This is a genomic window from Gammaproteobacteria bacterium (assembly GCA_021648145.1).
GTDB lineage: Bacteria > Pseudomonadota > Gammaproteobacteria > JAADGQ01 > JAADGQ01 > S141-38.
In genome coordinates this window covers 1-22,684 of the sequence record JAKITI010000001.1, presented here as the reverse complement: position 1 = coordinate 22,684, position 22,684 = coordinate 1, and the positions used below count along the sequence as shown (strand labels likewise).

Below are 22,684 nucleotides of genomic sequence, written 5' to 3'. Positions count from 1 at the left end.
ATCAATCAAACCACGGACCTAAATGAAGCATTACCGCTAACCCTGTTACCAACAGCCATACAATCGTAACCGGAATAAATATTTTCCAACCCAACCGCATTAATTGGTCATAGCGATAACGTGGAAATGTCGCACGAAACCACAAGAAGAAGAAAAGTAAAAATGCTGTTTTAGCTAACAACCATACAATCCCAGGAACCCAGGAAAACAGATACTCAAGGCCTGGTATACCTTGAAATGGAGATAACCACCCTCCTAAAAACATGACAGCAGTTAAAATAGCTATCAGAATCATGTTGGCATATTCAGCCAGAAAAAACAGGGCAAATGCCATTCCAGAATATTCAACATGGAAACCTGCAACAATTTCTGACTCGCCCTCAGCCACATCAAAAGGAGCGCGGTTAGTTTCTGCAACACCAGAAATAAAATAGACTAAAAACAGAGGTGCTAATGGCAACCAGAACCAGTGTATAAAACTTCCTTCCTGTGCTAACACAATCTCTTGAAGATTTAATGAACCCGCCGCCAATACAACACCCACTAAAGCAAAGCCCATAGCGATTCCATAAGAAACCATTTGAGCGCCCATTCGAACAGCACTGATCAGTGCATATTTAGAGTTAGAAGCCCAGCCAGAAATCAGAATTCCATAGACTCCAAGTGACATAATTGCTAATACATATAACAACCCCGCATTTAAATCAGCAAGTACAACGCCTTCATCAAAAGGAATAACCGCCCATGCAATTAAAGCAGGCGCTAATGTTAAAAGTGGCCCGAGCAAGAATAGATAATGATTTGAATTAGTCGGTATAATAATTTCTTTTAAAGCAAGTTTAAGGCCATCGGCAATAGGCTGTAACAAGCCTCGTGGCCCCACGCGATTAGGCCCGATACGAACCTGAATGTAACCGATTACTTTACGCTCGGCTAAAGTCAAGTATGCAACGGACAGCATAATCGGAACAACGATTACAATAATTTTTAATATGATTTGAAGTACTAACGGCACTTCATTCCATGTTGTTTGTAGCAACTCTATCATTGGCATTTACAGCTATTTGCTTTCCCGGATAAACCGGCATGGATAATGTTCAGGAATAGACAAATTTTTATATACAACACTACTCCCCCCATAAAAACTCTAATTATTACTTTCTGCAGAAATTCCTAATTCAACAGCACGTGCAGCGGCAGCTAAACCCAACCGACTATTTGACTGTATCAAAATAGAGCCATTTGCCACACGATCATCAGTGATCAACTCAAGAACAACTTCGTCATCACCTTGTTTAACTGAAACAAACTTGGTGTTCTCTAAATTTTCCTGTAACACCAAGCTCTTATTTATCCGCACAGTTTTAGTAAATTTTTCTGCTGTTGTTTCTGCAAACGAACTTGCTCTTCGAACAATATTATCAATACGACCCGATGAAACCTCAACCAAACAAGCAATACCTGATGCCTTTGTTAATGTTGGGCAACGCCACTGTAGCCTGTTATTTTTATCAATACGGCCTATTTTAGCAAACAGTTCTTTACTAACATCTTCTGAAGAAAGATATTCAAAGCCATCTATTTCAAATAGATTGCCAAGGACTCGAAGCACTTTCCAGGCAGGTCGAGCTTCACCTAAAGGAGCTACAGAACCTTTAAATGATTGACTATTTCCCTCTACATTGACAAAAGTACCTGAGGTTTCATTAAATGTTGATACAGGCAATAAAACATCTGCATATTGTTTCATCTCATCATTTATATAAGGCGTTAAAGATACAACAAAATCAGCACTCTTTAGTCCTTTCAAAGCAGAATTAGGACCAGCACAATCCAGCTCAGGCTCAATATTGAGTAACATATAAGCTTTCAACTGTGACTCAAACATATCCCGAATATTCTTACCACTTTGACCGCTTATTTCACCGTTTTCAGCTCTATGAGGAACAGCTCCAGCTAACCAGCCACCGGCACTATTTGCACCATCAGATAAGTAACCTAGTTTTACTCCACTTAACTCAGCAATCAACCCGGAAAGTGATTGTAACGTTGACCAATTCGGATAATGCGCGGCCGCACTTCCTAATATGAGTGTGCCGTTATCAGATTGCTCAAGATTTTGGGCAATCGCTCTGTGCGTCTCAGTGACATTGAGTTTGTCAATAATTTCATTAAAACCTTCGGGGATTTTTGCCCCCGTCGAATCTAATAACGCTTTTGCTATGGCAGCCAGTTCATATTCAATTTCAACTGTTGTTGCTATCAACTTTTCCGCTACTGGAAAACGAAATTCATAGTCAACCGGATTAACAAGCATCAATTTAGCGCCATTTAGAGCTGCTTTTCGTAGTCGGTGACCTGCAATCGGTTGTTCAACTCGAACATTAGAGCAAACCAGCAATGCTGCATCAATAGTTTCCAGGTCAGCAATTGATTGTCCTAACCATGGAAATATTGGAGCGATATCCTGATCACTAAAATCGAGACTTCTTAATCGATGATCAATATTTGAAGACCCCAAGCTTCTAAGTAACTTTTGAGACAAATACATCTCTTCAGTTGTAGAGTTGGGCGAAACTAATGATCCGAGCTGTGTGGCTCCATGATTTTCAATCACAGATTTCAATCCACGATGTGCGAACTCCAGAGCATGATTCCAATCCGTTTCTTGCCACTTACCGTCAATTTTAATCATTGGTTTTTGTAAGCGCTCATCACTATTCAGCCCTTCATAAGAGAAACGATCTCTATCAGAAATCCAACACTCATTAAGGTCTTCATTGTCACGAGGCAGTATACGCATAACACGGTTACGCCGCGTCTCGATTTTTATATTAGATCCAAGACAATCATGAGCTGCTATACCATCATGAGAGCTCAACTCCCATGATCGCGCACTGTACCTGAAAGGTTTTGATGTCAATGCACCAACAGGACAAATATCAATTACATTGCCAGACATTTCAGAGGTCAGTTCTTTTTCTACAAAGGTTCCAATAGTTAAGTGTTCGCCACGCCAGCTTGTCCCTAACTCACTTGTACCTGCAATCTCCTGGCTAAAACGCACACATCGAGTGCAGTGAATACAGCGAGTCATATCACTCGCAATAAGAGGGCCAATATTATTATCTTTTACAACACGCTTACCTTCACTAAACTGTGAAACATTACCGCCATAACCCACCGCAATATCTTGCAGCTCACATTCACCACCTTGATCACAAACGGGGCAATCTAATGGGTGGTTAATTAACAAAAACTCCATGACACCTTGCTGGGCAGATATCGCTTTATCCGAACGAGTATAAACTGTCATTCCATCAGTCACTGGAGTTGAACATGCAGGAAGTGGCTTACCTGCTTTTTCAACTTCTACTAGACACATTCTGCAACTGGCTGCAATAGAGAGCTTTTTGTGGTAACAAAACCGTGGAATATTAATTCCAGCTTCATCCGCAGCCTCGATGAGCATGACCCCATCTTCCGCATGGATCGTTTTTCCGTCTATTTCGATCGTTACCATACTTGAGTTCCGAATAACCGCAATATTATTAACTATAAAAACCTAGTGATTACCAACCATGCAACGCTTGTGCTTGATGTGGTATTCAAACTCTTCACGATAATGTTTAATAAAACTTGTAACAGGCATCGCTGCTGCATCACCTAAAGCACAAATAGTGCGCCCTTCAATTTTATGAGCAACGTCAACCAGTCGATCCAGATCTTCCGGGCGACCTTCACCGTGCTCAATTCGATGCACCATACGCGCCAACCAGCCGGTACCTTCACGACAAGGCGTACATTGCCCACAAGACTCTTCAAAATAAAAGTGAGCGATGCGAGCTAAAACCTTGACCATACACGTTGTTTCATCCATTACAATGACTGACCCAGCGCCTAACATTGAACCTGCTTTGGCAATACCATCATAATCCATAGTCACACCCATCATGACATCACCAGGAAGAACAGGTGTTGACGAGCCACCAGGGATTACAGCCTTTAAAGTATGGCCATCACGTATTCCACCCGCTATTTCCAGTAACTCTGAAAATGGTGTGCCCATGGAGACTTCATAATTTCCGGGTTTATTAACATGGCCAGAGACTGAAAAAATTTTGGTTCCACCATTATTAGGCTTACCAAGTTCCAAAAACCACTGCCCGCCTTTAGCAAGAATCATAGGAACTGAACATAACGTTTCAGTATTGTTTATTGTTGTCGGCCTTCCATAAAGGCCGTAACTTGCTGGAAACGGGGGCTTAAAACGTGGTTGACCTTTTTTGCCTTCAATCGACTCAATCAGTGCAGTCTCTTCACCACATACATAGGCTCCAGCACCCAAGTGTGTATGAATATCGAAATCCATCCCTTTACCCAGAATGTTTTTACCGATATAGCCTGCTGAACGTGCCTCTTTCAGCGCGTTTTCAAAACGTTCAAAGGGTTCCCAAAACTCACCTCGAATATAGTTATAGCCTGCATTTGCACCCATTGTATAAGCAGCAATGGCCATTCCTTCTATGAGTTGATGAGGGTTATAACGCAATATATCGCGATCTTTAAATGTACCTGGCTCACCTTCATCTGAGTTACAAACAATATATTTGTCACCCGCAATACCACGAGGCATAAAGCTCCACTTCAAACCCGTTGGGAAACCTGCCCCACCTCGACCACGCAGAGCGGATGTTTTTAATTCATTAATGATCTCTTCAGGAGATGTATTCTCTCGAACTATTTGTTCCCATACCTCATAGCCACCGTTTTCCTTATATGTCTCGATCGACCATGGTTTATCAAGATGGAGTGTTCTGAAACAGACTTCGTTAGCCATAATTACTTTAATCCACCTAGTATTTTATCTACTTTTTCAGGCGTAAGATTTTCATAATACTCACGTTCAATCTGGAACATCGGTGCACCAGCACAAGCTCCAAGGCACTCAACCTCTTTTAAAGTAAACTTCCCATCTTCTGTGGTTTCACCTAACTTGATACCCAGCCTGTTTTGCAGGTGAGATACAATTTGATCTGAACCACACAACATACAAGAGACATTAGTACAGACACAGATTTTATGCTTGCCAACAGGCTTTAATTCATACATGGAGTAAAAAGTTGCAACTTCATATACTGCAACAGTCTCCATTTCCAGATATTTGGCGACAGCGTCCATGAGCTCCGTTGTCAAACTACCCTCATGAGCTTCTTGAACAATTCTTAAGGCTGGCATCACTGCAGACTGTTTTTGATCTTGTGGATATTTGGCAATCCATTCATCAATTGCCCGCATAGTCTCTTTTGAAAAAATAGACATCAACGATCCACCTCACCAAATACAATATCCTGAGTACCAATAATCGCGACAACATCTGCCAGCATATGGCCTCGACACATTTCATCCAAGCCAGCTATATGAGCAAAACCTGGCGCCCGAATTTTCATTCTATAGGGTTTGTTTGCACCATCTGAAACAAGATAGATACCAAACTCACCTTTAGGATGCTCAACAGCGGCATAAGCCTCACCTTCTGGCAAACAAAAGCCTTCGGTAAAAAGCTTAAAGTGATGAATCAATGATTCCATATCACCTTTCATATCAGTTCTTTTAGGTGGAGCAACCTTATGATTATCTGTTAAAACAGGCCCTGGGTTAGCACGCAACCAATCAATACACTGCTGCATGATACGATTTGACTGTCGCATCTCTTCAACGCGCACTAAATAACGATCATAACTATCACCCGTTACACCCACCGGAATATCAAAATCAAGTTGATCATAGACCGCATAAGGTTGCTTTTTACGCAAATCCCACTCAACACCAGAACCACGCAACATTGGCCCTGTAAAACCCATTTGCAAAGCGCGTTCAGGCGAAACAATACCGATATCTACGGTTCGCTGTTTCCAGATACGATTATCCGTTAACAGGGTTTCGTATTCATCTACATGAGTTGGAAAGCGCTTAACAAAATCTTCGATAAAATCAAGCAGTGACCCTTGGCGATTTTTATTTTTCTTGGCAACTTCTTTTTCATTATGCCATTTTGAAGCCTCATACAGAGGCATACTGTTAGGCAAATCTCGCGCAACACCGCCAGGACGATAATAAGCTGCATGCAACCTCGAGCCGCTGACAGCTTCGTAACAATCCATCAAATCTTCACGCTCACGAAAGGCATATAAAAATATAGTCATCGCTCCAATATCAAGAGCATGCGCACCAAGCCAAAGTAGATGGTTTAATAAGCGAGTAATTTCATCAAACAACACTCTAATATAGAGCGCTCTAGTGGGCGGTGTAATACCCAAAACTTTTTCCATCGCGATGACATAAGCATGCTCATTGCTCATGGGTGATACATAATCCAAGCGATCCATATAACCTAAACTTTGATTGTATGGTTTGCTTTCAGCAAGTTTTTCTGTACCACGATGAAGTAAGCCGATATGAGGGTCCGCACGCTCTATCGTTTCGCCATCCAACTCTAATACCAAGCGAAGAACCCCATGCGCGGATGGATGTTGCGGCCCAAAATTAAGCGTATAATTCTGTATTTCTGCCATAATCAAGCGCTCCCTTTTGCTGCAAAGCGATGATCATTTCTAATGACACGTGGCGCATTAATCCGAGGCTCAATACTTACCGGCTCATAAACAACACGTTTTTTATCTGAGTCATAACGCATTTCCACATAACCTTCTAATGGAAAATCTTTACGAAATGGGTGACCAATAAAACCATAATCAGTCAATAGTCGCCTTAAATCTGGATGCCCTTCAAACAGAATTCCGAACAGATCGAATGCTTCCCGTTCAAACCAGTTTGCAGAGCTCCAAAGTTCAACAACGGACGCAACTCTTAACGTCTCTTCATCAACAAAAGTTCGCACTCGAAGTCGCTGGTTATTCTTTACAGAGAGCAAGTGATAAACCACAGCAAAGCGTCCACCTTTCGATGTAAAACGATTCGCTTGCCCATTTTTATATTCAGAATAATCAACCCCGCAAAGATCAATTAGCATATCAAATTCAAAGTCAGGTTCATCACGAAGACTTTGGCATACATCAACAAGCTCATTCGGAGCGATCTCAATAGTGACCTCGCCCATCGCATACTGACTCCATAGCAACGTATCTCCGAAACGTAGCTGCAGGCGTTCAACAAGTGTTTGCTTTGAATTTTCCATAGATTCTTAACGAGCTATTGTGTTGGTTCGTTTAATTTTATTTTGTAACTGAATAATGCCATATAAAAGCGCTTCCGCTGTTGGTGGACAGCCTGGAATATAAATATCTACAGGTACAATTCGATCACAGCCTCGGACAACGGCATATGAGTAATGGTAATAACCACCACCATTAGCGCATGATCCCATAGAAATCACCCAACGTGGCTCAGCCATTTGGTCATACACTTTTCTTAACGCAGGCGCCATTTTATTAACCAGCGTACCCGCAACAATCATCACATCAGACTGACGAGGACTCGGCCGAAAAACAACGCCAAAACGATCTAAATCATAACGAGAAGCACCCGCTTGCATCATTTCAACAGCACAACATGCCAAACCAAAAGTCATAGGCCACAACGACCCCGTGCGTGCCCAGTTAATTAAAGCATCAGCACTTGTTGTGACAACACTCTCTTTCAGAATGCCTTCTATTCCCACTCTAGCGCCCCTTTTTTCCACTCATAAATAAAACCAATAACAAGGAGGGTTAAAAACATCACCATTGCCCAAAAGCCAAACCAGCCAATATCTTGCAAAACAGCCGCCCAGGGGAACAGAAAAGTAATTTCAAGATCAAAGAGAATAAAGAGAATTGCGACCAGATAATAACGAATGTCGAATTTCATACGGGAATCTTCGAAAGGCTCGAATCCGCACTCATAAATAGAAAGTTTTTCACTATCAGGTTTATTTGGCCCCAGCATAAACCCCATAATCAAGGGGCCTAATCCAAACACCACACCCAACACAATAAAAAGTAAAACAGGCAGGTAATTTTCCAACATATCCAGCTACTATCCCCCAAAAATCCGACGATGGTTAAAGTAAATTTCCCGCTGTACCTAGCAGAAAATATAAATCTTTACAAAAACCAATCTGGTTATTATCGCTTATAAATATGAATGCAGGCTGCACTCCAACTCTCTCCAAGCATGCACACCAACAGAACAAAAAAACATTATTATAATTTTATAACTTAACTTATGGTGCCGACGGCCGGAGTCGAACCGGCACAGCTCTCGCTACCACCCCCTCAAGATGGCGTGTCTACCAATTTCACCACGTCGGCAATAGTTCAACAACACATATTATTGAGGTTATTTTTCTTCCGCGATAGCAGGCACATCACCTGAGCCAGGCAATGACTCAACATTCATCCCAAGATCTGGTTTATCTATTATTGCAGCTGGCGCTTCGATATTTAAAGAGTCAGTCACACTACTCTGCTTCATTCCTTGATGACTGAAATAAGCAAGCGTCAAACTGGTAATAAAAAATGTCGCACCCATTATTGCTGTAACTCTTGTTAAAAATGAGCCAGCCCCTTGACTACCAAATACCGTTTGCGAAGCACCTGCACCAAAAGAAGCCCCCATATCAGCCCCTTTACCGTGCTGGATTAAAACCATCACAATCAAACTTATTGCTAATAATGTATGAAAAACCAATAGTGCAGTATGCATCAATAAACCTTACTTACAACAAACAAAACAGCATCATCTTTATGATGCACGACAAATACCTAAGAACTCATCAACAACCAGTGAAGCGCCTCCCACTAAACCACCGTCAATATCTGACTTGGAAAACAACTCAGCAGCATTTCCAGCTTTAACACTTCCTCCGTAAAGGATTCGTGTTTTTTCTGCTACACCTGCATCTTTATTGGCAACACGCTGACGTATAAAAGCATGAACATCCTGAGCTTGTTCAGGCGATGCTGTTTTCCCCGTACCAATCGCCCAAACAGGCTCATAGGCAATCACGGAATCCGCTAATGCTGCCACACCACCTTCCATATTCAAAATCGCATCCAATTGGCGAGCAACGACAACCTCAGTTTGACCCGACTCACGCTCTTCAAGCAATTCACCAACACACAAAATCGGTTTTAAGCCAGAATCATATGCAGTCTTAAATTTTTGTGCGACCAGCGCATCAGTTTCACCATAAAGTGCACGGCGCTCAGAGTGACCAACAATGACATATTTACAGCCATACTCTAACAGCATACTCGCCGCTATTTCACCCGTAAATGCACCTTGTTCAGCATGACCACATAAATTTTGACCACCCAACACAAGATTTGAAGACTCTAACTGCGCTTTTACATCTGAAATATAGATGGATGGCGGACACACAACAACCTCAGCATCAACACCTGAATTCAAGCCAGCCTTCAAACCGCTAAGCAGCGACAAAATACTTTCCTTGGAACCGTTCATCTTCCAGTTACCAGCAACCAGCGGTTGGCGCATAATCAGCAATTCCTAATTTAAGTAGTTCTTCAAAATCTGAACGGAAGCTTAACGGTTGAAAAATAATAAATCAATAACTTCTTTAAAATCATCTAAAACCGCATTCCCTTACTATTTATTACGTTATTAATAACTTTCAACTCAAGTTACAATAACGACTCTAAAAGATTTAAGAGCATTCACTGGGAACGCCTCATGAGTATTAATGATTTATTTTCAAACATAGAATTTTTGGGCAGTGACAGTATATGGGTGACACAAATTTTTGCAGTCATATTCATCACCCTACTTATAGATTTTATTCAAAAGAGAGTTTTAAAACGCCTGCATAAACGCCTCCTCAAAACAGCCACTCTTTGGGACGAAGCTTTGATTGAGGCCATTCGCAAGCCGTTATCACTGCTTATTTGGGTGGTAGGCATCACATTAGCCGCTGATATCACAGGCCAAAATTCGGAAGCTGCAATTTTTGACATTGTAAGCACAATCCGTGCTATCGGTGTTATTTTTGCCATCATATGGTTTGCATTACGACTTGTTAACTGTACTCAAAAAAACCTTATCGCATCGCGCAAAAATAGTGCTAAACCTATTGACCATACAACAGCCGATGCAATCAGCAAATTACTTAAAATTTCCATTATTATCACAGGCTTACTTATTACGTTACAAACGTTGGGGTTTAGTATTTCAGGCCTTTTGGCTTTTGGTGGCGTTGGAGGCATCGCCATTGGTTTTGCTGCCAAAGATTTATTGGCCAACTTCTTTGGTGGTGTCATGATTTATCTGGATCGACCCTTTACCGTGGGTGACTGGATTCGCTCTCCTGACAGAGAAATAGAAGGTACCGTTGAAGAAATTGGCTGGCGATTAACACGCATTCGTACTTTTGATAAACGCCCTTTATATATTCCAAACAGTGTCTTTTCGACAGTTTCTGTTGAAAACCCATCCCGCATGACAAATCGCCGTATAAAAGAGACAATAGGCATCCGTTACGCAGATGCAAACAAAATGAATAGCATTATTAGTGCAGTCAAAGAGATGCTAAAAAACCACCCTGAAATTGACCAAAAACAAACTCTTATTGTTAATTTCAACAGTTTTGCCCCGTCGTCCCTAGATTTTTTCATCTACACTTTTACACGCACAACAGATTGGATAAAATTTCATGAAATCAAACAGGATGTACTGTTAAAAATTTGCGATATTATCGAAAGCCATGGCGGTGAAATTGCATTCCCCACCACCACTATCCACCTCCCTGCTTCAGTTGATTTACCAAAAAACGAGCAGGGTGCAGACAGTTAAGCAAGTCGCGTGAAATTGGTTGCGGCTCACCCTCAAGGTAAGCTGCAATAATTTCAGAACTTAATGCACATGAAACCAGACCACGGGAACCGTGAGCGACATTAACGAACAATCCAGACTGATATTTTGCAAGCGCATAGGTATCAGGCCGCCTGCCATGCCTCAGGCCTTCATAATGCGTTCTAAACCAGCTTTCATCCGCCAAAGGTCCGACAAGCGGTAAATGATCCTGACTGGTTGCCCTGAACGCAACACGCCCAACATCTAACAAAACATCATCAGACTGAACAGCAGGCAATTGGCTATATAGTGCACTCAACATTTGATTGCTCTCTGATTTTTTCAGGGCTTTGGATTGATCTGAACGATGATAGCTCGCCCCCACCACATGATATTTTTTGTATGCAGGCGTAATATAGCCGTCATAACAGACTGGCATATTCAGAGCGGCACTCACAGAGTTTTCAGGCAAATAAGTTAACTGACCTCGCACCCTTGATACTGGCAACCCAGCACCTTGCTTTAAATGAGTCACCTCATAACCATTGGCCAACACAACAACTGGAGCCTCAGCTATAACTTCACCTAATTCGTCCCGAACAGACCATATTTCATTATTTTGTTCAATCGTAATGGCCGTTTTATGAAAGCAGCGCTGAATTAACTCTGGTTCTAAATTCACCAAAATACGACATAACCCTGCTGGGTTTAGACTCCCACCGAGTGGATAAAACAGACCTCCTGATTGGACAGATAGCCCACACAAGTCACTCGCTTGCTCTGAACTTACAATTTGAAGCAGTGAATGCGGTAAATTTAACTCAGAAAAACGCCGAGCTTTTTTTGAATCGAATAGCTGCAATACACCAGAATCGTTCCAAACCAACTCTGAATACTGGCACTTCAACTCTGAAAGCCATCGAACTGCATACAAAAAAGCAGTTAAATAGAGGTGACTTGCGGAATCAGCAGTGACACCCAAGCGAGGCATCACGACACCCAACAGATTTCCCGATGCCTCTTGAGCCACATCGGAGTGGCGCTCAATCAATGTGACAGCCCAACCCCTTCGAGCCAGTGCATGAGCTGTTGTTACTCCCGCAAGCCCTGCTCCAATCACCGCGACGGATCGAGAGTGCTCATTGATTTTATCAGGAAGCGCAAACCAAGGCGTTTGATCGCTACGATTAGCTTTACCAACAAAAATCCCACACAGCATCTCTCGTTTACGCCCAAAACCGGTGACTTTGGAAACTTCAAAACCTGATTCGATTAAACCCCGCCTCACCGCACCGACGGCTGTAAATGTACTAAAAGTAGCTTCTGCATAACTTAATCGAGCAATCTGCTCAAATAATTCATACGACCACATACCATCGTTTTTACTCGGCGCAAAACCATCCAGAAACCAGGCATCCACCTTTGCTTCCAGATTTTGATACATATCAACGGCATCACCTAACATCAAAGTCAGCGTGACACGCCCCTGCAAAAATTCCAAACGATGATAACCAGAAACAAGCTCAGGATAAGCATTCAACAACAACTCAGAATATCGCGCTAATTCAGGCCATAAACAGAGTACTTGTTGCAAATCAGATTTAAGTAACGGAAATTTTTCAACTGAAATGAAATTCAGGTGTGCATTGGGTGGTGCAGTTTCATGCCAACGCTTTAAAGCCACAAGAAAATTCAGACCCGTACCAAAGCCTGTTTCAGCAATAGTAAAAGCTGTAGAGTCTAACCAACGATCGGGTAACTGATTATGCTTTAGAAAAACATAATCAGTTTCATCAAGCCCACTTTCACTGGAAAAGTAGATGTCACCAAATGAATCACTATAAGGCGCTCCGTCTCGCCAACTGATCTTCGCAGGTGTAACAGAAAAATTTCTAGCGCTGCACACCTACAACGCCACTTTTATCGAAAGGTACTTTTACATTTTTCAGCATCGGCAGTGCTGTATCCAGATTCATATCACCCGTGAACTGATAATTCAAACCTTCGCCCTTCATCAAGGCACTGTAAAGTGCGCTGCCCATCTCTAGAAAATTTAATTTCAAAGGAATGTTAATTTGAGTTTCACCTTTTTCAGCCAATTTAATGGTCTCCTCCAGCGCACTTTCAGCCCACTGTGAGCCATTAATTGAAAGATTATAAGCCAACTGACTCACATCAATACCAAAAGAGTTTGGGTTTTTAATATTGGCGTTAATAACAACCTCAGCACCACTCAACCCCATTTTTTTAACATTAATTCCACCCAAAGAGACTTCAGGAATTTTAGGCACAGGAAACTCACCTTTTTGAGTCGATGGAAACTTTTTAACACCGATCACAGGCAAATCAACAAGCGCTGTTGTTTGCAACTCATAATTCAACGTATCTTGATTCAGCACACCTTGATAGAGCTTTTTAAGGTCAGCGAAATTGAGTGAAATAGGTACTGTGACGGTACTGACACCTTGCGCATCAATTTTGAATTGATCCCGTTTTTCACCTGCCAATAGCTGCTTGCCATCAAAAAGCAACGCATAATCAAACCCTGCCAGATTAATTGGAATGGGGTTTGGGTTATCAACATTTAACGTCAATGCCAAACCTGCATTTTCCATCGTCAAGTCTGTGATTTTCATGCCTCCTAAAGTCACACTCGGGTTTTTAATCCCAGCCGCATCTTTAACAGCATTCAGTGATGCACAGCTTGTTGCCAACGAAATTATGAAAAAACATAACAGTAATTTGAAGATTTTTAAATATTGATCTTTCATAGAATTTTTCCTGATTATTAACACAACTACCCAACTAAAAAAACAGACAAGCCCTGAAGCTCCTTACTCCATTGGCTTTCTATACAGAGTGGTTTTTAAATAATCCTCTGATGCATAAGAGCTACCTGCGACAGGCAATAGCTCTGTATGCAAAATGCCACCACTTTCAAATAGTCTGGCTTGTTGTTCGCGGCTCGCTAACCGAGAAGTAGTGCCGATTCTGACATAGACATCTTCTCTGCCCTTACCCCTGACAACATAAGGTTTGCTTGTGCCTTGAGAGAAAGAAATGACTGCAACACAGATACCTTCTTCAATCTTCACCTCTTCATAAAAAGGCAATAGCATCGGATGAACCTTGGCTGAAAACACTCCATCCATTATCCACTCTTCCAGGTTGTCCCTTTGTATACCTGTAATCGAACCTTCATCTTCCACGCCCAATAACAACATACCGCCTTTAAGATTAGCCATAGCAACAACTTCTTTAGCAATCTGCTCAGAGGGCACATCATCACGTTTAAACTCAACGCCGGAGTTTTCACCATTAGCAATAATCTCTAACAGCTCCGACTTAAGCATAAAACGCCCTTTCGCTATGAGTATTAATCAAAGGCTTAAATTTCATTATCAACTTCTAATATTTAATCTGGGTGAATTGCTCTACGTGCCGCTTTCAGCACTCAATTTTCTGTTAATGATAATCGACTATTGCAAAAGGAGATAGGGGCGATATCGACCCTCGTCATCGAAAAAATCTCTTGCCCACCATTACCGCGCAACATGATACACCATGCAACCATGTGCATTGGGGTAACCTGACTGTCGAAACGACCCGCCGCCAAATCCCACAATCACTATCGGTGATGAATGGCTATCCGCGACAGAATCGCTGGTCTTGGTAGTACCCAGCATAGTAGTCCCCCAACAGACTAATTTGTTAATTAATCCTGAGCATCCTGATTATACCAACTTGGCAAAATCTGTCATCATTGATCCTTTTATATTCGATGCACGTTTATCCTGATAATTTTACATTTTGCATGAATCGCCAAACTCTAACATCACCTAAAAAACCTCCGTTCTCCGACAGACAAATCAATGATTTCATCACTTTCTATTTTACCATGACAGCGGATGGCGCAAGCTTATCTGCCCTACGCGCTGGTGTCCCTGTAACGTCGAGAAGCCGCTTGAAGTCGATCCAAATCACCTTTTACCTCGTTAAGCAGTTGATCCCAGTTATCAGGTGGATGGCCACTATTGAGCATTTTTTCAAAAACTCGATAAGCATCAGATTTACTGCCATAAGATCTTTTGTTTTTCTCGTCGTTTACCCAAGCAAAAATGATGGTTTTTGACTCGGAATGAAAGCGAAAAAACAAGCGGTATTGCTGAAAGAATTTAGCTCTAAACCAGTGTTTGTGACTTTCTCCAAGCGTTGAACCTTGGCGATACTCAGGAGACGTTGGGTCTTTTGGAATAATTTCAAAGGCTAATTTGGAAATGGCAGCCAAACGCTTGGTTGCATTTTTTTTGAGATAGTTAATGGGATCTTTGCTTTTTAATTTTTCAACTTTATTGATTAGCGTTGCTATTTCATCAAGAAACAATGAGTGAGCGAAGATCGTCCACCCATTAATTACAATTGATGCTTGTTCTGGCAAAACTATTCATCCTCATCATTGAGAGGAGCATCAAGGTCGATTTCGACCTCTGCAACCAAGCTCTGAATGTGAGCAATCAGCTCGGGGCTCATGGCTTGCACATGTTGCGGATTTTGTTTGATATTGTTAGCTAGAAAGCCCAGAAAGCTGCCTAGAACTGGATCTGCTTCATCCATATCTGCTCGAGATAAAAGAACATTGCCATCGGGTTTAATGGTGTAGCGAATTTTCTCACGCTTGTTCAGGCGTAGAGCTTTACGCACCACGGCAGGCACAGTGGTTTGGTACCGATCAGTCAGAGTTGATTCAGTTATTAATAATGAGTTTTCCATATTAAACCTCCAGCACAATAAAGGGAGTTGGCACTTGTTTTAAATAGTAATGCGATTGCATTACTGTGTCAACTCTCTAAATCAACGTCGCCTAACAGTCGCCATAGTGCAGCAAGGTATTACTTGATGGCATCTGTAACGATAAAAGATATTCTAAGCATTGGATGCTCAGCTCTAACCGTAGTGCGTCCACATTCGAATAACTTTAACAACATGCTCTTCTTCATAAACTTGATAGACCAATCGATGTTGAATATTTATTCTGCGTGAATATGCACCAGACAAATCTCCAACTAATTTTTCATAAGGAGGTGGTTTTTTATATGGATTCTCTTCTAATAACTCCAGCAACGATTTAACCTTCTGTTTCAACCCAGATGCTGCAATTTTATTGGCATCTTTTTTTGCCTGTTTTGTATACACTAACTCCCAGTTCACCAATCAAGCTCCTTAGAGCATTCTGATATATTTTGAGCCATGCCTTCTTTAATTGAATCCCTCATTCCAGCTAATGACAACAAATGTAACGTTTCAGCAATTGCATTCCAATCATCCTCGGAAACAAGAACAGCATTACCTCTTTTTCCTGTAATTATAATGGGTTGGTGAGTGTCTGCAGCCTCATCAATAAGGCTATAAAGCCTAGAACGAGCTTCTGTTGCATTCAGTATAGTCATAATAAATTCCTCCTTGATTTAGCGTACGATAAAACGTACGGAATATCAATTCCTATTTTAAACGTCATGCTCATTGGCGGGCTAAATAGAGTAGAGAGCGCAATAGATGTCGACAGATGGATTTGGCTTGCAACATATTTTTTACCTTTTCATGAACGATAAAAATAGAGTAAAACATCATATGAATTATTATCTTCTGAAGACCAAGTAGATATGGCTGCTCATACAGAAAAAACCATGAACTCAGTGAGAAAATCGCTCACATAGAGCGAATATTTTATTTTACTCTGACCCCGATTTTTTATATTGAACCTCCAGCATAGTAAAGGGAGTTGGCACTTATTTAAGTGGTAATGCGATTGCATTACCATGTCAATTCCAAATCATAATTAATACAGGCATCAATCGTAAAGATATTGATTTTACCCCGCCAATGGTATGGCATTACTCCTCAAAAAATCCTCGTACTACTGAAAAATAGTTGTCGTGCAACATTGACACATATACTCGTGTGACGTACTGCTTCAATATAAACGTACGTCAAGAGGTTCGAGCTATGCAAACAAAATTAACACTTCTGATAATAAAATCCTGTAGCAATCTATCTGTTTTTATATTGACCTTGAATACCGAAAGATTTTCACCTTCGAGTTTTTCAAAATAAGCTTTTGCCTTCGCTTTATCAACGCCACTTTTCAAATCATCAAAGCGGCCAAACTCATTAATGTTGGTTGCTGTCACCCCAGTATTCATCAGCTTGTTTAATTTTTTATTGAACTCGGTTTCATCCAAACCAAACTGTTGAGCAATATCTGTAATTTGCGCATTGTTAGCGTAAGACTGATATTCAGTGATGTACTCTCTAAAGGTTTTTCCTGCCTCTAGTGTTACTTCACCGCGTTGCACATCATTGAGGAATATATTGGCGTACTTTTGCTCTTCCTGTGTGAGTGTGGCAAACGATTTATGCAGCTCATCTATATCTTTTTGGATTTGCTCAAGATCAACGCCTGCTTGAGTGAGTGTTTTAAGGTATTTCTCAAAGCGGCTATTCATATAATCCGCATCAATCACCCCCGTGTCGATTTCGGTGATATAACCATCAATCTCAAACGGCACATCATCATCTCCACTGCCGTCACTGTTGCCATCACCACTTGATAACTCTTTGTAACGTAACACCAGCGTTAAATAGGTTTTTTCATCAAGGTCAAGTGTTATCTCTGATTTGGTTTTGCCTTTTCCAAAGGTATAAGTGGACTCCTTCCAAGTAAACCCTTGAATTTTAGCCGCTTCTAAATGTTCATTAAACGCTTTAAACAGTTTGGCAAATTGCCCGCACACCGCTATGTCACCGGGAAGCTTTTCAAAGTTACTAACTCCCGCATTATCAAATAACTCAGCGATGTCAGCATAAATGACATTTAACCATTTTAAATTACTCTCAAGTTTTTCAACAAAAAGCCCAATGTCTTTATCGCCAGAATAGAGCTTAACCGCCGCGTTGATATTGCGTTCCATCGTGTGTGGTTTTCGATAGTAGCGTATGGTGCCAAAGGGTTTTTCGTTCTCGTTGTAGAGGCGATTGGTACGTGAAAAGGCTTGAATAATGTTTTCATATCTTAGCAACTTGTCCAGATACAAGGTATTGAGCCACTTAGAATCAAAACCGGTGAGCATTTGATCGACCACAATCAATAGGTCAATCTGCTGTTCGGGCATGGTACCAACTCTTACATACGGTTTTTTGTGGGCGAGCCTTGCGGCAATGTCTTTTTTAAATTTGCCGTGAGTTGCCAGTGTAAAGTCTTGTTCATAGCGTTTGTTGTAGTCCTCCATGATTTCCACCAAGCCCTCTTGTTTAAACAACACACCGCCGCCATTATCAATGTTCGGGTCAAACAATGCGGTGATTTTTAACTCAGGCTTTGCCTCTTTTAACAAACGATAATAGTTTATAGCTTCTGGGATACTATGCGTGGCAAAAATCGCATGAAATTGACTGTCTTGGCTCAGCGTAACCCAGTTTTCAACAATGTCTTCAACCACCTTGATTTGATGTTCCTCACGGCTGTATTGTGATGCTGGCAACTCATCTTCAATGCCTTTGATGTAGTTGCCTTTATCATCCGTACGCCCCTTCATGCCAACCTTGGTTTTATTCATATAGCGGTTATAAATCGCTTTTTTATCGGGGTTAGCTAAGGCTTCGCTTGGTGTATTTGCCTTGGCTTTTTGCAGTGCCACTGCTTGGCGTAAATCACTGTCTTTATAGGTCAGCACTTTATACGGGTCAAAGCCCAAGACATTTTTATCGCGAATACCATCGGCGATGCTGTAACGATGCAGTTCATTGCCAAACACCGATGAGGTGGTGTTGTGTTTTTTCTGGTTCTCTTCATGAATCGGTGTGCCAGTAAAGCCAAAAAAGATCGCCGAGGGAAAGGTTTTTTTAATGGTAATCAGCATATCGCCAAAGGTAGAGCGATGGGCTTCGTCGATGATAAACACTATCCGTTTGGCGTTTATCTGCTCAATGTCATGGCTTTGTAAACTCACGCCTTCGTCATTGGCATCTTCATTAATATTACTCATTTTTTGAATCGAGGTGACAATCAAGGTATTAGCAGGGTCAGTACTTTTTAGTTTGCTAATCAACACCCCCGTATTTTCCGTGGCCTGCACCTCTTCGCTGTCACTGGCAAAGCCTTGATACTCGCGTAAAGATTGCACCCCCAGCTCAATTCTATCCATTAAAAAAATCACCTTATCGGCATCTTTAGAATGGCTAATCAATTGCGCTGATTTAAAACTGGTCATGGTTTTACCAGACCCCGTGGTATGCCACACATACCCGCCCAAACGGTCTTTATCTGCCCAGTTGGTTTTTGCAACCTTATCTGAGATGGCATTGGCAGCATAATACTGGTAACTGCGCATCACTTTAAGCACACCGTCCGAGCCATCGGCCACCGTATAAAAACCAATAAGCTGATGCGCCATGGGGATAGACAACAAGCTCGCGGCAATGCCTTTCCAGTGGTTAATCGGCTCGTTATTAAAGTCTGCCCATTTAAAATAAAAATCTTTATTAAACTTGCCGTCCACTCCGGGGTTGGCAAAGTAGCGGGTCTCGTTGGGTTCCATCGCCACAAATATCTGCACCAATGAAAACAGCCCACTAAAAACACCCTCTGCAGAATATTTTTCTATTTGATGATATGCCTGACTCACTGGCACACCGCTACGCTTTAGCTCAATGTGAATAACGGGCATGCCGTTAATCAGCAACAGCACATCGCCACGGCGGTTGTTTAAGATGTTTGATTTTTTTGCAAACTGCGGTTGCTGCACAATTTGGTAACGGCTTTGCCCTGCGGCAATCTCTTGACGGTCGTAGATTTTAAGGCTGACTTCTTTGCCTAAGTGCAAAGCATCGTCTGGGTTATCGCGGGTAATGGCAACGGTTTTACCGTTAATAAAGCCATTGAGTTTCAGCGGGGTTTTTAAATCGCGTATCTGCTCAATAATCTGTTGCATTTCGCTGTGGGTCAGCAGCACATCGTTTAAGCGGTCAATATCTCGGTTGTTTTCAAACAGAATGGTCGCCCAGTTGCCCAGCAAGTCAGCTTCTGTAGAGTTTTTTAGCACCTCACTCTCCCAACCTTTGTTTTTTAGCTCATTGATAAGGGCGGTTTCAAAGGCGGCTTCGGTTTTGAATGTCATTGCTTTGCCTTCACGATTTGCCTTCCATGTCTTCGGTTTTATAAAGGGTATAGCCTTCATAGTAATAGCTGGCATCAATGCCTTTCATGTAAATGGCACTGTCATAAATTTTGTTTGTTAAGGCTTGTTTGAGTAACACTTTAATTTCCACATCTTTAACAGGACTGCGCTCCATTGCCAGTAAGTAGTCATTTTTATCAACACGGCTCCAGTCAACCACTTGTTGCAGTTCGTGTTTTAAGATGAGATCCAGCCAAATTCGTGTACTGCGCCCATTACCTTCTCGAAAGGGATGGGCAATGTTCATCTCACCATATTTTTCAATAATTTCATCAAAGCTTGATTGTGGCATGGTTTCTATGTTGTCTAGAGCCGCCTTTAGGTACATAACGGGGGCAAATCTGAAATTGCCTTTTGCTATATTTACAGTGCGACATTTGCCTGCAAAGTCATCAATATCACTAAAAAGAAACTGGTGAATATCGGCCAATGCCTGAAAGCTGCCTGCTTTGAGCTTGCCTAAAAAACCGCTACTAAACAGTTGATGCGCTTTGGCTTTGCTGAGCCTTTCTTCAACTCTTGCCAGCTCTACCGCATCGGTGATGTTTAGCTTATTTTCTAAGGTCATGAGTGCATTTCCTCTGTGTTAGACAAACATCTTAGCCAAGCAGGCTTGTTTGATCTGTTTGAGTTTTTTTAGTTGGCTTTGGTGCTGGCTTAGTAGGGTGTCTAGGTTTTTGAAGAGGTTGCCGATTTTGGTTTGTTCGGACTTGCTAGGCATGAGAATCTTAAGATCTGTGAGCATATCAAGAACAATATATGGGATATTGCCAGCTCTAACTTCTTGATTAATCTTAATAGGGAGGACATTTCCAACCATAAAATATATAAAAATCCGATTTGCTACAAACTTCGTTAATACATAAGTACGTTGGTAAGCATTAAACTTCCCATTTGCTAAATGCATATAACCAACAGTTGCCCCATTACCTGCAATTGTAATCGCAGGACCTTCAAATGCTGGGTAATCTATCCTGTATTTTTGAACCCCTGATGTATAAAAATCATACTTACCATCCTTGTTCATGGCATTAGCATCCAATTTCCCTGTAGTAATTTCACAAACCTCCCCCAACCCCCGCTCTTCCCACGCCCCACTAAAGCCCTTAAAACGAATTTCAGGTTCGTCTTTGCCCTGTTTGGGAAACATTTTTTCGAGCAGGGATTTTTTAAGGTTTAACAGCTTGTCATGCTTTTGCTGATGCTGGGAAATAAGGGTATCGAGCTGTTGGAAATAGTTGCCGATTTTGGTTTGTTCGGTTGCTTTGGGAGGGATTGATATTCCAAGTTCTTGCTGTTCAGTAATTCCAATGTAAGCTCTTGTTCCACCACCAGACACCTCTTTGAGAGTATATTGAAAACTGCCCGTAACAAAAGAAGTAGCTAGAAACTTATGATCAAGTACTTTATTTTTTAAGACTCGATAATAAGTTACTTGTGGGGTAAGCATTAAATAAGAAAATTTATTTTTTAACACAATAGCAACCTCACCCACAGTCCCTTTATGTGTCAATAAAACATCCCCTTCCTTTGCAAAACCTTTTTGTAAAGAGTCGGCTTGCTCTTTACTTATATGCGAGCAATTATAAAGTTCTATCTTTCCTTCTTTTATGTTATTAGCCATAATAAATGGAATGCCAAAATCTACAAAATCTGTTGATTTTGGGTGGATATTACCGTGATTACCATCTTTAGGCGGTAGTAATATTTCATCTTTTATCAATTTTTCAATTGTTTGAAACTCCCACGCCCCATTAAACCCCTTAAATCGAATTTCAGGTATGTTATTTTCAACACTCATCTTTAGTTACCCTGCAAAAAGGTTTTAAATTCAGCCAGTGCCTGCTTATCAAAGGCGTTACCCTCTAGCTCGTCAATCAAGCCTGCCAGCTGTTTTTCACTTTCTTGAATGTCGCTGGCAATATCGCCATAGGTGGTGGCGTATTTATCGGCGAGGTGCTGCACTTGGCGGGTGAGTTGGTTAATCAGGTCATCGGGCAGTTTGTTCAGTTCGCTTAGCAGTGGGCTGATCCATTTAAGTTTTAGCAGTTCATGCACTTGCTCATCGCTTAAGTTTTCGATGGTGGCTTTGGTTTGCAGGTGCAGTGCTTCGCTATCGGCTTTGAGGGATTTTTTAAGTTTTTTCTCTTCGCTAATCAAGGCATCGACGTTTAGAATTTTGGCTTCATAGCTTTCTGTTTCAAATGCGCCGTTGGCTTTTATTTCGGCCTTGAATTGCTTGGCGGCTTTAATCACGGCGGCATTAATAAAAGCATCGTTGCTTTCTTTGATGGTGTCGGCTTCTTTTTCTTCTTCAGAAAGCGATTCTAATAGGGTTTCAAATTCGGCACTGATTTCGGCCAGGCGATTTTCTTGTTGCTTGAGTGCATGCAGTTCGTCACTCAGGTAAGTGCGTTGCACTAAATTAAACGGCAGTATATGTCCTTGCCAGCCGTCTTGTACTTCGGTATCTTTGCCTTTAACTTTTTTAGTGACCATGTGCGGGTCAACTTGTTTACTAACCGCAAAGCCTTCGCTTTGCAGTATTTCTAAATCGGTGGCGATGGTTTGCCAGCTATTGTCTAGCAGTTGATAGGCTTGGTATTTGTCGATTAAGGCAATGGGTTTTAAGCGTGTAA

Annotated in this window: 21 protein-coding genes, 1 tRNA gene and 1 pseudogene; 1 reads left to right on the top strand and 22 read right to left on the bottom strand. The window is 41.5% G+C overall.

Features of this window, described 5'->3' with window-relative positions; all coding sequences use genetic code 11:
- Position 1: 1 nt before the first annotated feature.
- From nuoH to tpiA, 11 genes are all read right to left on the bottom strand, one after another.
- A complete protein-coding gene (gene nuoH / locus L3J70_00115; protein MCF6234778.1) occupies positions 2-1,048 on the bottom strand; it encodes an NADH-quinone oxidoreductase subunit NuoH in 1,047 nt (348 codons plus the stop codon).
- 99 nt (positions 1,049-1,147) lie between these two features.
- Positions 1,148-3,523 carry an NADH-quinone oxidoreductase subunit NuoG gene (nuoG, locus tag L3J70_00110; GenBank protein MCF6234777.1) on the bottom strand — a complete coding sequence of 792 codons (2,376 nt, stop codon included), beginning with the start codon at positions 3,521-3,523 and terminating at the stop codon, positions 1,148-1,150.
- Positions 3,524-3,565: 42 nt separating this feature from the next.
- Positions 3,566-4,840, bottom strand: a complete 1,275-nt coding sequence (nuoF, locus tag L3J70_00105; GenBank protein ID MCF6234776.1) for an NADH-quinone oxidoreductase subunit NuoF — start codon at positions 4,838-4,840, stop codon at positions 3,566-3,568.
- A gap of 2 nt (positions 4,841-4,842) precedes the next feature.
- Positions 4,843-5,322 (bottom strand): NADH-quinone oxidoreductase subunit NuoE, encoded by a 480-nt coding sequence (gene nuoE, locus L3J70_00100; protein ID MCF6234775.1) that lies wholly within the window; start codon positions 5,320-5,322, stop codon positions 4,843-4,845.
- Positions 5,322-6,575 (bottom strand): NADH-quinone oxidoreductase subunit D, encoded by a 1,254-nt coding sequence (locus L3J70_00095; protein MCF6234774.1) that lies wholly within the window; start codon positions 6,573-6,575, stop codon positions 5,322-5,324. Before L3J70_00095 ends, nuoE begins: the two co-directional genes overlap by 1 nt.
- 2 nt (positions 6,576-6,577) lie before the next feature.
- Positions 6,578-7,198 carry an NADH-quinone oxidoreductase subunit C gene (locus L3J70_00090; protein ID MCF6234773.1) on the bottom strand — a complete coding sequence of 207 codons (621 nt, stop codon included), beginning with the start codon at positions 7,196-7,198 and terminating at the stop codon, positions 6,578-6,580.
- A gap of 6 nt (positions 7,199-7,204) precedes the next feature.
- The gene (locus L3J70_00085; protein MCF6234772.1) at positions 7,205-7,681 is read right to left on the bottom strand and encodes an NADH-quinone oxidoreductase subunit B; all 477 of its coding nucleotides are present in this window, start codon (positions 7,679-7,681) and stop codon (positions 7,205-7,207) included.
- Positions 7,672-8,028, bottom strand: coding sequence for an NADH-quinone oxidoreductase subunit A (locus L3J70_00080; GenBank protein MCF6234771.1), 357 nt, complete (start codon positions 8,026-8,028; stop codon positions 7,672-7,674). The genes L3J70_00085 and L3J70_00080 overlap by 10 nt, the downstream gene beginning before the upstream one ends.
- A gap of 199 nt (positions 8,029-8,227) precedes the next feature.
- Positions 8,228-8,312: transfer RNA gene (locus tag L3J70_00075), tRNA-Leu, on the bottom strand.
- Between the two features lie 28 nt (positions 8,313-8,340).
- Entirely contained in the window at positions 8,341-8,709 is a 369-nt protein-coding gene (secG, locus tag L3J70_00070) for a preprotein translocase subunit SecG (GenBank protein ID MCF6234770.1), read from the bottom strand.
- Positions 8,710-8,745: 36 nt separating this feature from the next.
- Positions 8,746-9,501 carry a triose-phosphate isomerase gene (gene tpiA / locus L3J70_00065; GenBank protein MCF6234769.1) on the bottom strand — a complete coding sequence of 252 codons (756 nt, stop codon included), beginning with the start codon at positions 9,499-9,501 and terminating at the stop codon, positions 8,746-8,748.
- 195 nt (positions 9,502-9,696) lie between these two features.
- Between tpiA and L3J70_00060 the strand changes: the two genes are divergently transcribed.
- On the top strand, positions 9,697-10,812 hold the full coding sequence (locus L3J70_00060; GenBank protein ID MCF6234768.1) for a mechanosensitive ion channel family protein: 1,116 nt from the start codon (positions 9,697-9,699) through the stop codon (positions 10,810-10,812).
- Here the strand turns inward: L3J70_00060 and mnmC are convergent.
- The 11 genes and pseudogenes from mnmC to L3J70_00005 all read right to left on the bottom strand — a co-directional run.
- Positions 10,754-12,718, bottom strand: coding sequence for a bifunctional tRNA (5-methylaminomethyl-2-thiouridine)(34)-methyltransferase MnmD/FAD-dependent 5-carboxymethylaminomethyl-2-thiouridine(34) oxidoreductase MnmC (gene mnmC, locus L3J70_00055; GenBank protein ID MCF6234767.1), 1,965 nt, complete (start codon positions 12,716-12,718; stop codon positions 10,754-10,756). The genes L3J70_00060 and mnmC overlap by 59 nt on opposite strands.
- Positions 12,705-13,583 (bottom strand): LEA type 2 family protein, encoded by an 879-nt coding sequence (locus L3J70_00050; GenBank protein MCF6234766.1) that lies wholly within the window; start codon positions 13,581-13,583, stop codon positions 12,705-12,707. The genes mnmC and L3J70_00050 overlap by 14 nt, the downstream gene beginning before the upstream one ends.
- A 120-nt stretch (positions 13,584-13,703) precedes the next feature.
- A pseudogene (locus L3J70_00045) lies at positions 13,704-14,165 on the bottom strand (ATP-binding protein).
- 575 nt (positions 14,166-14,740) lie between these two features.
- Complete coding sequence (locus L3J70_00040) at positions 14,741-15,256, bottom strand: type II toxin-antitoxin system YhaV family toxin (GenBank protein MCF6234765.1); 516 nt, start codon at positions 15,254-15,256, stop codon at positions 14,741-14,743.
- Complete coding sequence (locus L3J70_00035; GenBank protein MCF6234764.1) at positions 15,253-15,582, bottom strand: type II toxin-antitoxin system PrlF family antitoxin; 330 nt, start codon at positions 15,580-15,582, stop codon at positions 15,253-15,255. Before L3J70_00035 ends, L3J70_00040 begins: the two co-directional genes overlap by 4 nt.
- Before the next feature lie 174 nt (positions 15,583-15,756).
- The gene (locus L3J70_00030; GenBank protein ID MCF6234763.1) at positions 15,757-16,020 is read right to left on the bottom strand and encodes a Txe/YoeB family addiction module toxin; all 264 of its coding nucleotides are present in this window, start codon (positions 16,018-16,020) and stop codon (positions 15,757-15,759) included.
- Positions 16,017-16,259: a type II toxin-antitoxin system Phd/YefM family antitoxin gene (locus L3J70_00025; GenBank protein MCF6234762.1), complete on the bottom strand. Its 243-nt coding sequence runs from the start codon at positions 16,257-16,259 to the stop codon at positions 16,017-16,019. The genes L3J70_00030 and L3J70_00025 overlap by 4 nt, the downstream gene beginning before the upstream one ends.
- A 540-nt stretch (positions 16,260-16,799) precedes the next feature.
- Positions 16,800-19,985 carry an HsdR family type I site-specific deoxyribonuclease gene (locus tag L3J70_00020; GenBank protein ID MCF6234761.1) on the bottom strand — a complete coding sequence of 1,062 codons (3,186 nt, stop codon included), beginning with the start codon at positions 19,983-19,985 and terminating at the stop codon, positions 16,800-16,802.
- 10 nt (positions 19,986-19,995) lie between these two features.
- Positions 19,996-20,613: a Fic family protein gene (locus L3J70_00015; GenBank protein ID MCF6234760.1), complete on the bottom strand. Its 618-nt coding sequence runs from the start codon at positions 20,611-20,613 to the stop codon at positions 19,996-19,998.
- Positions 20,614-20,631: 18 nt separating this feature from the next.
- Positions 20,632-21,846: a restriction endonuclease subunit S gene (locus L3J70_00010; protein MCF6234759.1), complete on the bottom strand. Its 1,215-nt coding sequence runs from the start codon at positions 21,844-21,846 to the stop codon at positions 20,632-20,634.
- A gap of 2 nt (positions 21,847-21,848) precedes the next feature.
- A partial coding sequence (locus L3J70_00005) for a type I restriction-modification system subunit M (protein ID MCF6234758.1) occupies positions 21,849-22,684 on the bottom strand: 836 nt, incomplete at its 5' end.